The organism is Alkalibacterium sp., from assembly GCF_046484155.1.
Classification (GTDB): Bacteria; Bacillota; Bacilli; order Lactobacillales; family Carnobacteriaceae_A; genus Alkalibacterium.
Map to the genome: position 1 here is coordinate 1 of NZ_JAWOBT010000040.1, position 2,549 is coordinate 2,549.

Genomic DNA, 2,549 nt, shown 5'->3' on the forward strand with positions numbered 1-2,549 from the left:
TCAGATGAAAGTTTCAACAAAATGGGAAAACGATATGGCCTACACGATGACCAACAAAACGGGCAACACGATGCATCTGGATCCAAATGGAGACGGTGTTTCGCCAATGGAAGCTGTCTTAGGCGGACTGGCAGGATGTATGGGCATCGATGTCATGATGGTTTTAAAACCGTATGCAGATAAAATTGAACGCTTTGAGATCGATACAGATGGTGATAGAAATGAAGAAGCACCTAAATACTTTAAAGCGATTGCCGTCACCTTGAATATAGACGGAGACGTTCCGGCAAGCCGTGTCTGGCGCGCAGTCAAGTTAAGTGATGAGAAATACTGTTCCGTCGCGAATTCATTGAATGCGGACTTGAGTTACAAAGTTGTATTAAACGGCGAAGAAGTCGCAGATCCTAAAAAATAAGGAGTCAACCACATGGCCACACTAACGACGACGTTTCAATCAGAAGAATTAAAGCGTAACGTAACATTCGCGGCGATCATTCCAACATCTACCAAGTCGCTATACGATTATGAAACCAAGGCGGAAGCAAAGCCGGAGGGATTCAAAACATTGTATCTGCTGAACGGCTGGAATGGCAACCACGAAGACTGGATAATCAACTCCTCCATCGTCAAGCTGGCCGAGCAGTATAATCTGGCCGTGATCATGCCGGCGGGTGAAAACAGCTTTTATGTCGACCACTCAGATGGCTCGAATTACGGCAAATTCATCGGGGAAGAGCTCGTCAATGTCACGCGCAACTTATTCCCGCTATCGACCAGACGTGAAGACACCTTTATCGGTGGCTTATCCATGGGAGGTTACGGTGCCTTAAGAAACGGCTATGTCTACAATGAAACTTTCGGCAAAATCATCGGATTATCGAGCAGTGTCCTGCACAAGAACGATCAGGTGCACGATTTGTCTGAAGAAAATGCCGTAAATACGAAATTGAGAGCCATCATGCAGAGCGATACATTTACTGGCATGGATGATTCCATTGACGTCTATAAACTCATTGAAAACGCGGGAACAAAACCCGACTTATTCCTGGCGGTCGGGACAGAAGACTTTCTTTATGAAGAAAACAGCTTATTGCATGACTGGCTGGAAAAAGAGAAAATAGCGCATCATTATGTCGAGGCTCCCGGGGAACACAACTGGAAGTTTTGGGAAATGATAATCGAAGATGCGATAGAATGGGTTTACAAAAACTGAATAACCGGGCCAGAAGCATTTTGAATCAAGAATGCTTCTGGTCTTTTTTTGTCACTCAAAACAAGCGGTCAACTATTTTAAAAACATTCAAGAAAGCACTTGCAAAATGATTTGGTTATGCTTATAATTCAATTATCGAAACGTTTCGACAGAAGAAAGGTTTCAACAGAGGTTTAAGGAGTGATAGCGTGCAGGATAATAAATTAGTCGAGTTACTAGCTGAGATGACAGTGGAAGAGAAAATCGGTCAATTGTCTCAAATTATAGGCAAACCGTATGCGTTTGAAAATTTTGAATTAACAGGGCCCTTGGCTGAAATGGGGATCCCCAAACAATTAGTGCCGGTAGCCGGTTCGATACTGGGAGCTTCAGGCGCGGCGGCGAACAAAAAAATTCAGGACAATTATTTGAAACAGAGTCGCCTGCGTATCCCGCTGCTTTTTATGGCTGACGTCGTTCATGGCTACAAAACGATTTTTCCTATCCCATTAGGCATCGGAGCAACCTGGAACACTGACTTGGCCAAAGAGAGCGCCCGTGTATCGGCTATCGAGGCAGCCGTTTCCGGTTTGCATGTGACTTTTTCACCGATGGTCGACCTGGTGCGTGATCCGCGCTGGGGAAGAGTGATGGAAACGACTGGCGAAGACAAACACCTGAATGAACGTTTCGCAGAGGCGTTCGTTCACGGTTATCAAGGCGAAAACTATTCAGATCCATACGCTATCGCTTCCTGTGTGAAACATTTTGCCGCTTATGGTGCACCCGAAGGCGGGAGAGACTATAACACGGTCAACATGTCAGAGCGTCAGCTGCGCGAGGACTATCTGTCCGCTTATAAAGTAGCCATAGATGCGGGAACAGAGCTGGTCATGACCTCCTTTAATACGGTCGATGGCATTCCGTCCAGCGGCAACAAGTGGCTGCTCAACGACGTTTTAAGAAAAGAATGGGGCTTCGATGGGGTCGTCATCTCCGACTGGGGTGCTGTCAAAGAACTCATCCCGCATGGTGTGGCAGCCGATGAGAAAGAAGCGGCTTTGAAAGCGATGAATGCCACGCTGGATATCGAAATGATGACATTTACTTATATCAGATATTTAGAAGAACTCATCAATGAAGGCAAGGTGTCTGAACAGTTACTTGATGAAGCCGTACTGAGAATACTTAAATTGAAAAATAAACTGGGCCTATTTGAAAACCCATATCGGGCAGCCGATGCAGACAAAGAGAAAGAATTGATCTTTTCACAAGGTCACCGGGAAAAAGCGAACGCTGGAAGGATGGCAGTAAGATTGACTGGCGTCAGGATTTAGGACGCGAGCTAGACCCCTTT

2 protein-coding genes and 1 pseudogene are annotated in these 2,549 nt (G+C 45.7%); all 3 read left to right on the plus strand.

The window, feature by feature from the left end; translation table 11 throughout:
* On the plus strand, nucleotides 1-415 hold a 415-nt coding region (locus R6U02_RS03295), incomplete at its 5' end, for an OsmC family protein (RefSeq protein WP_410262213.1).
* 12 nt (nucleotides 416-427) lie between these two features.
* Nucleotides 428-1,213 carry an alpha/beta hydrolase gene (locus tag R6U02_RS03300; RefSeq protein WP_410262214.1) on the plus strand — a complete coding sequence of 262 codons (786 nt, stop codon included), beginning with the start codon at nucleotides 428-430 and terminating at the stop codon, nucleotides 1,211-1,213.
* A gap of 188 nt (nucleotides 1,214-1,401) precedes the next feature.
* Nucleotides 1,402-2,484 (plus strand): annotated as a pseudogene (locus tag R6U02_RS03305) (glycoside hydrolase family 3 protein); the annotation flags it as partial.
* Nucleotides 2,485-2,549 lie beyond the last annotated feature (65 nt).

Bases quoted from the DNA above. Each gene is read 5' to 3' on its own strand.
- R6U02_RS03300 (WP_410262214.1), top strand. From the start codon at position 428: ATGGCCACACTAACGACGACGTTTCAATCAGAAGAATTAAAGCGTAAC.